Annotated in this window: 6 protein-coding genes and 1 pseudogene; 6 read left to right on the top strand and 1 reads right to left on the bottom strand. The window is 35.6% G+C overall.

Going from position 1 to position 7,528, the window contains the following annotated elements; translation table 11 throughout:
- Positions 1-295: 295 nt before the first annotated feature.
- Positions 296-748: pseudogene (locus C232_RS0117640) on the bottom strand (CatA-like O-acetyltransferase); the annotation flags it as partial.
- Positions 749-976: 228 nt separating this feature from the next.
- On the opposite strand from C232_RS0117640, the gene C232_RS0117635 reads away from it, so the two are divergent.
- From C232_RS0117635 to C232_RS0117610, 6 genes are all read left to right on the top strand, one after another.
- Entirely contained in the window at positions 977-1,924 is a 948-nt protein-coding gene (locus tag C232_RS0117635; protein ID WP_018665431.1) for an aminoglycoside phosphotransferase family protein, read from the top strand.
- A 40-nt stretch (positions 1,925-1,964) separates the two neighbouring features.
- Complete coding sequence (locus tag C232_RS0117630) at positions 1,965-2,651, top strand: class I SAM-dependent methyltransferase (RefSeq protein WP_018665430.1); 687 nt, start codon at positions 1,965-1,967, stop codon at positions 2,649-2,651.
- Positions 2,652-2,691: 40 nt separating this feature from the next.
- Complete coding sequence (locus C232_RS0117625; protein WP_018665429.1) at positions 2,692-3,525, top strand: nucleotidyltransferase domain-containing protein; 834 nt, start codon at positions 2,692-2,694, stop codon at positions 3,523-3,525.
- A 122-nt stretch (positions 3,526-3,647) separates the two neighbouring features.
- Entirely contained in the window at positions 3,648-3,692 is a 45-nt protein-coding gene (locus C232_RS20545) for an erythromycin resistance leader peptide (protein ID WP_115648277.1), read from the top strand.
- Positions 3,693-4,055: 363 nt separating this feature from the next.
- The gene (locus tag C232_RS0117615) at positions 4,056-4,955 is read left to right on the top strand and encodes a putative RNA methyltransferase (protein WP_018665427.1); all 900 of its coding nucleotides are present in this window, start codon (positions 4,056-4,058) and stop codon (positions 4,953-4,955) included.
- Between the two features lie 211 nt (positions 4,956-5,166).
- Positions 5,167-6,630, top strand: a complete 1,464-nt coding sequence (locus tag C232_RS0117610) for an Msr family ABC-F type ribosomal protection protein (protein WP_018665426.1) — start codon at positions 5,167-5,169, stop codon at positions 6,628-6,630.
- Positions 6,631-7,528 lie beyond the last annotated feature (898 nt).

The raw sequence follows: 7,528 nt of genomic DNA, 5'->3' as shown, positions 1-7,528 counted from the left end.
GATTCTTTTGAATCGCCAAGAAATAATTGATGCAAAAGTTGTTCATCTAGAGTAATCTGTAATTGAGCCATCCCTGAATCTCTCCTTTAGAAGTTGTTTTGGTTAACTCTATTCTAACTGAGATGACGGGCTCTGGCTCATTTTCTATGAAAAAATGATAGAGACGGCGAGAGAAATGAAATCCCGCTGTTTTTCTGGAGGGGGCTGGCCAGCCCCCTCCAGAAAAACAGCCCCTATACTCCATATTCCCTCATATTCAGATAACCCTTTTTACACAATTATACGGACTTAACTAGCCAGTAAAACTAACCCATGGAATACTAGATATAGGAAAGGAATTCTCTGGTACATTTTCTTTTATGAAAAATCCTTTAACCTCTGAATATTGTTTCATATCGTCTTGAAAGTTTTTATAGAAGACAGGAAATTCATCAGAGAATTCGGTCCATATGCTTGAGAATGATTTGTTATCATTATGGAAGATTGTATAGCTAGGCAACAAACTTTCCCAATAACCCAGAGTACCATCATCTTTTAAGCAAGTTCTAAATTCTTTATGAGAATTTACTATTCTAGTGACCATGTAAATAAAGGATGGATATAGCTTTATCCCTTTGTTCCTGAGCTGTTCCAATAACGTTGTAATATCTATATTTGCTGTAATACTAAATGTGCACTTCTGATTTAAGTAATGCTCGAAATACGGCAATCTATCCCATTTTTCTTTTTCAATTAGATTAAATTTCATTTGATTAGCCTCCTAAAAATGTGTTTTTGATTTTTAGGAGGCTAACTTGTCTGCTTTCACCAATACCCTCACCTCATAAATAATGCTTTAAATAAGATACTAAATCATTTGAAATTCATATTCAACCATTCTAATACGCATATGTATGGCTTTTTACAATAATTAAAGGGCAACCTCGAATTGTGTTATACTTTTTCCGTGTTGTAAGTTTTTACTGGAGGGGCTAGGATGAATCAAGTAAAAAGTATATTAAAAGACTTTTATGACATAGAGATTAATGTTGTGTCGCCTCAGCAGGGTGGTTGGGCATCCCTCGCATATAAAGTGTCAAATAAAAATCAAAGCTATTTTTTGAAGGTATATGAAAAAAGCAGAGCTTCCACACCGAAGTTGACTGCTCTGATTGATCAATATGTTCCAATCTTGGTATGGCTTATAAAGAATAGCAATTTAAAAGGGAAAATCTCCGTTCCTATGATGACAAGTGAAAGAAAATATAAATGTGAAGATGAGTATGGGATTTATTTGCTTTATGAATATATTGAGGGGGAAACGATTGGGGATCGAGATTTAACAGAGAATCAGGTTTATCAGCTTTCAAAGATCATAACAGAGCTTCATTCATATAGTGATAACATTCCAATTGGGACTGATGCTTTTATAGAAGATTTTGAGGTTCCATTTTTACCGATGTTGAGACAAACATTGCAAAAAGGGAGAAATGATTTTCCGTCTGAGGTATGGGAATTGATCCATTCCTACATTCTACAATTAAATGATCTGATTTATACACTTGAGGAGCATTCACAGAACTTGAAAAACTCAAAATTAAGAATGGCCTTATGTCATACAGATTTACACAATTGGAATTTAATGCAGTCGGGACAAGAGCTAATATTAATTGATTGGGAAGGATTGAAACTAGCCCCGCCTGAAGCTGACTTGATGTTCTTAGATGATAAACCCTACTTTAATGAATTTTTAAGAATCTATCGGAAAACTCATCAAAACTTTTCAATTAATCCTGAAGCAATGACCTTTTATAAGGGAAAGAGACGATTGGAAGATATATGGGAATTTATGGAACAACTTTTATATGATAAACAAGGGGAACAAGAAAGAGTTATAACGATGAACTATTTACAGGAAGAGTTGAATGAAATAAATAAATGGTAAGGTAAATCTATCCCATTGTTGAATAGGAGGGGGTGAACATATGAGTATTACAGGATCACAGTTTGATAAAGTGGCTGAAGAGTATGACTTTGTAACTAATCTTCTGAATGACAATACCTTTTTTATTGCTAATATGCCAATAGAAAAAGGGAGAGCATTAGATATTGGATGTGGGACGGGAATATTAGTCTATGAATTATCCAATTACTTTAGCGAGGTAGTTGGTATTGATATATCGGAAGGGATGCTTGAGTTTGCCAACAAGAAGCGTCAGTGTTCGAATATTTCATACTTGAAGATGGATGCAGAAAATCTTAGTTTGGGGTATAAGTTTGCTTATATCGTAAGCAGGACGACTTTCCATCATTTGAGGGATATATCAATTGTAATTAATCAAATGAAAGAATTGCTGTACGAAGGTGGGAAAATTGTTATTCTTGATAATGTGTCTAAGGTTGAAACCCCACCAACGTACGTTTACATATTAGGAGCAATCCAAGAATTTCTTCCTAACTGTTTCAAATTCGGTGTGAAAAATGCTGTGAGAGTATTCAAGTATAACACTTCAAAGTCGTGGCTCGAACATTTAGCATCTGACAAGTACCTTTCAGAACAGAAATACTATGAGATATATGGAAAATTATTGCCTAATTGTACCTTTCGTAGAATGAATTGGGCAATGGGGATTATTTGGGAAAAACCGATTGTTTCGATGATAACTGAGTGAATGTTATTAACCATAGGATAAAAATAGGAGTTGAAAATTGTTGAGCGTAGAAAACATTTTACAAGAAATTAACAATGAATTAAAAGATGTCCCGGGCATTGTTGGAGTGGTATTAGGAGGATCAAGATCAAGAGGTACGAATCACCCAACTTCCGATATAGATATTGGAATATATTATGATACATCGGCAGGGTTTGATGTCAGAGGGGTTAGTGAAGCTGCTACTAGATTGGATGATGACCATAGAGAAAATCTAGTTACATCTTTAGGTGAGTGGGGTGCCTGGATAAATGGTGGTGGTTGGATTGTCGTTCAAGGGTACCATGTAGATTTGATTTTTCGGGATATAAAAAGGGTATCTCAAGTAATTGATGATTGTTTACAGGGCAAGGTTTCTACTCATTATCATACAGGACATCCACATGCCTATCTAAATGTTATGTATATGGGGGAAATCTCCATTTGTAAAATATTGTATGAGTGTACCAATCAAATTTCAGATTTAAAAGCTAAGACTAGCCCTTATCCAAAATCATTAAAGGATGCCATAATCGGCTATTTCATGTTTGAAGCATCTTTTTCTTTGATGTTTGCGAAGGACAATGTGGATAAGGATGATATTACATATGTTACGGGGCACTGCTTCCGAACTATTTCATGTTTAAATCAAGTATTATTTGCTTTGAATGATGAATACTGTATCAATGAGAAAAAAGCTGTCCGAATGATTGAGAGCTTTAATCAGAAACCCAATAATTATAAGAAAAACATCGACCAGATTGTTACATTAATTTCTTCCGATTCAGATCATACGAGTGAAGCGGTTAAAATGTTGCATGACCTTGTGTCGGAAACGGAAAAGATACTAAAATAAATATCAAGTTGAAGGTAAATAACCGTCTCTAATTGTAAAAGCACTATTTATCTTTGACTTTTTGTAAAAGAGAACCTATAATAATCACTATACTTTTAAACGTTAAGGAGGATTATTAAAAAATGACACATTTTATGAGACTACGATTCCCAACTTTGAACCAGTAATTGAATACGTTCAAAGGCTCTGTTTGTGTATGCAGAGTAAACGGGATTAGTCTGTCCTTTTTTAATAATCTTCATTTCATAGTTATTCACCACATCCAGCAATTTATTTCCCCCAATCAACTTATGGGTGGATCCTTATTGCCTGTTTATGTGTGGAAAATATGTAATGTAAGGAAAGGCGACTTATTTGCCTTTCTTTATTTTTGTCTAATTTAACCTTTCGTTGTTTAGATCAAGGGCAGGTTTTATTTGCTGACGGCTTTTAATAGCTCCCCCTAATAGAATAAGGATGGGTCTCTTTCCCTTTACTCTCAAATCACAGGCAGATGCTTGTGATTTTTTTATTTGAAAGGAAGAGAAACCATGATTAATAAAGAAAAAAGTGCTGAATTAGTTAATAAATATGTTCATGTATTTAGTTGTCCGCTTTGTAAAAGTCCAATGAAGGTCACTCATTTAAAGAGCCTAGTCTGCCTGAATAATCATACGTTTGATTTTGCGAAACAAGGCTATGTAAACATGATGACTCATTCTACAAATAGCCATTATGCCAAGGAATTATTTAAAGCACGACAAAAAGTCATTATGGAAAATAACCTTTTTGCCCTCCTACACAAGGAAATTTCAGAAATTATCATTGAAAATATGGATGCTTTAAAGGGTGAAATTATAATTTTTGATGCAGGGTGTGGAGAAGGATCACATTTACAAAGGATCTTAGATGAATGTAAGAATGAAACAATTGCAGGAATTGGTTTAGATATTTCAAAAGAGGGCATACGAATGGCGGCACGCAATTACAAAAAGTCCATTTGGCTTGTCGGTGATTTAGCAAATTCACCATTACAGGATCAATCATGCCATATCATTTTGAATATCCTATCACCTGCAAATTATAAGGAATTCCAAAGGATCTTAGTACCTAATGGTCTCATTATTAAAGTTGTTCCTCGTTCAAATTATTTAAAAGAACTACGAGAAGCACGATTCGATGAGAAAGATAAAACGTCTTATAAAAATGATGAAACGGTATCTCTTTTTAAACAGCATTTTCATCTTATGGACACTTTCGAAATTAGTTATACCAAGGGACTAAATGTAAAAGATTTAACAAATTTAACTCAAATGTCGCCACTTTCCTGGAATATGAGCAAGGACGATATGGAACAAATTATAAATCGTGGAATTTCCAGGATTACCATTGACTTAGATATTTTGGTAGGAATAAATAAGTCAAATAATACTAATGAACGGCCAAATTAGACTCGAAAAAGTGTAATGGGTGTCCCATAGCTGTACCATTTTCTATAACAATTTGATTATCAATAAATGGAATATAAATAATCCTACGAAATAGGGGGAGTAAACGATGCAATTTTTATTATTCTTTTGATACGGGCTTTAACTTGAAATAAAGGCTCGTATCGGTCCTAGCTATCGGTACGAAATCACCAATTTTCGGGAGGTAGCAAAAATGGAAGAAATATGTTTTGAATTAGAAAATGTTGAACTAACTTATTTAGATAAAACTGTATTAGTGATTGAGCGTTTAGCTGTTCATCAGTTTGATCGCATCGGTGTTGTCGGGGAAAATGGAGCAGGAAAAAGTACGTTATTAAAGTTACTAGCGGGTATAGTTCAACCGTCAAACGGAAAAGTGAAAAGTCATGTAGACTTTGCTTATTTTGATCAATTAACTGTACCAGGGCCAGCAGAGGTGGATTATGACCTAAAAGGAAAGCTGTCTATCCCTGAAACAGACATCAATAATTTCAGCGGTGGGGAACAAACAAGGCTGAAACTAGCTCAATTTTTTTCAAACTATCATGAAGGTTTATTAATTGACGAGCCAACCACGCATCTTGATGCAGAGGGTGTAGAACTTTTTATCGGTGAATTGGCTTACTATTATGGTGCACTCGTACTCGTGAGTCATGACCGGTATGTATTAGATAAACTTGTGACGAAGATTTGGGAAGTCCAAGATGGAATTGTAACGGAATATACAGGGAACTATTCGGATTACGTCGTACAAAAAGAACTTCAGAAAAGGCAACAGCAGGAACAACATGACAAGTATTTAAAAGAAAAATCACGTCTTATCAAAGCCGCAGAAGAAAAGATGAAGAAGGCTGAAAAAATTACACAGGCCAATGGACATATGTCCAAAAAAGAAACAAAAGCAAAGGCGAATAAAATGTTTATGACGAAATCCAAGGATACAAGTCAAAAGGCAGTCCAAAGAGCAGCAAAAGCAATAGAGCAAAGAGTAGAACAACTTGAAGCGGTGGAAGCACCGAAAGAAGAGCAAATCATTCGATTTCACCAGTCTAGTGCTTTGCAATTACACAATAAATTTCCGATAATGGCAGATCAGTTAAGGCTAAAGGCGGGGGAGAAGACACTTCTTGATAAATCGGGTTTTCAATTCCCGTTAGGCAAGACCATTGCTATTACAGGTAAAAACGGTTCAGGTAAAACAACGTTGCTTCGGCATATTTTACAGCGTGGTGAAGGGATTACGATTTCGCCAAAAGCGGTTATCGGCATTTATGAACAAATGGACTATCAGTTTACAAAGGATGAATCTGTACTGGAATTTATGAAAGATAGAAGTGATTTCGATGAGAGCAAAATTCGTTCTGTTCTACACTCTATGAATATTACAGGAAATGATTTAAAAAAGAATGTCCGGAATTTAAGCGGTGGAGAGTCTATTCGTCTAATATTGTGTCAGTTATTCTTAGGAAGATACAATATACTCATTTTGGATGAGCCCACGAACTTTTTGGATGTTTTTTGTATTGAAGCGTTGGAACGGTTTTTAAAAGGATATGAAGGAACTGTACTATTTGTATCGCATGATCGAACCTTTGTTGATAGAGTGGCTGATTGTGTTTATGTCATAGAGGATCAAAAGTTAGTATTAAAAAGCTAATGTAAAAAATGGGTAGGGATGTAAAGGGGTCATTATGATCTTAGAGATGTAGCTGTTACTTTCCTCTTCCCTCTGCTAAAAAGTTACTACCTACTGTTAAATAGTTGGTTTCCAAACGGCAAAGGAAGCGGGAAGAGCAGCGGACAGTCAATTATGTAATTAATCGTTACTCAATCGGTTTTTTCAATCAAAAATCAATATTATATCGGGGCGGGTCCAGTAGGACTTCGTCCCGTTTCTTTATGTCCAATATCCCTTCAATCCCTTGTCCATAGCGTGTTCAGGTGTTTTCCATATCGTTTTCTATACAGTACGAAAGAACACGGAATAGAAGTAGGGAGAGATGTATTAAAAGGGTTTTTCATTTTCCCCTTTAAGGGTCAGTTTTCTAACGTATGGGTAGGCCACTTTAGTATAAAGTAGCCTATTTCTTGCTTCTTAACAGTGATTATAGTCAATGAATTTCTTATAATGTTAGGTTCCACATTATATATGTTTTTACAGTCTATTAAACATGAATAAGGCCTTTTCATGCACCAATCTTTACGCTATAATTTAATGTAACGAACAATTGTTTGGAAGGTTGGAATCAATATGAATTGCTTTAGTACACAAAAATATAAATCATTTTTCATAAAACTCGTGTCCTGAAAAGGATGCGGGTTTTTTTGGTGCGCCGCGCATGACGATTCGCTAGGCGGCGAAAGTCCGCTATGGGGGTAGATAGCGACCAACCATTAGCCAAGAGCAAGGGTGTCCATTGTGAAGTGGAATCTGAAGGAAGCTGGAGGCAAAATTCTGACCCGAGGAACACGAATACCATCAGGCGTACTCTTACAGGGTAAGACTGCCAAACAAGTCAAAGCCCAAAAGCTATCCGGATGTGGAGGCGTAAATG

Source organism: Heyndrickxia acidiproducens DSM 23148 (assembly GCF_000374345.1).
Lineage (GTDB): Bacteria > Bacillota > Bacilli > Bacillales > Bacillaceae_C > Weizmannia > Weizmannia acidiproducens.
The sequence above is the reverse complement of the archived record's forward strand: the minus strand, read 5'-3'. Positions and strand labels throughout refer to the sequence as shown.

Coding starts and splice junctions, on each gene's coding strand:
- C232_RS0117635 (WP_018665431.1), top strand. CDS start 977: ATGAATCAAGTAAAAAGTATATTAAAAGACTTTTATGACATAGAGATT.
- C232_RS0117630 (WP_018665430.1), top strand. CDS start 1,965: ATGAGTATTACAGGATCACAGTTTGATAAAGTGGCTGAAGAGTATGAC.
- C232_RS0117615 (WP_018665427.1), top strand. CDS start 4,056: ATGATTAATAAAGAAAAAAGTGCTGAATTAGTTAATAAATATGTTCAT.
- C232_RS0117610 (WP_018665426.1), top strand. CDS start 5,167: ATGGAAGAAATATGTTTTGAATTAGAAAATGTTGAACTAACTTATTTA.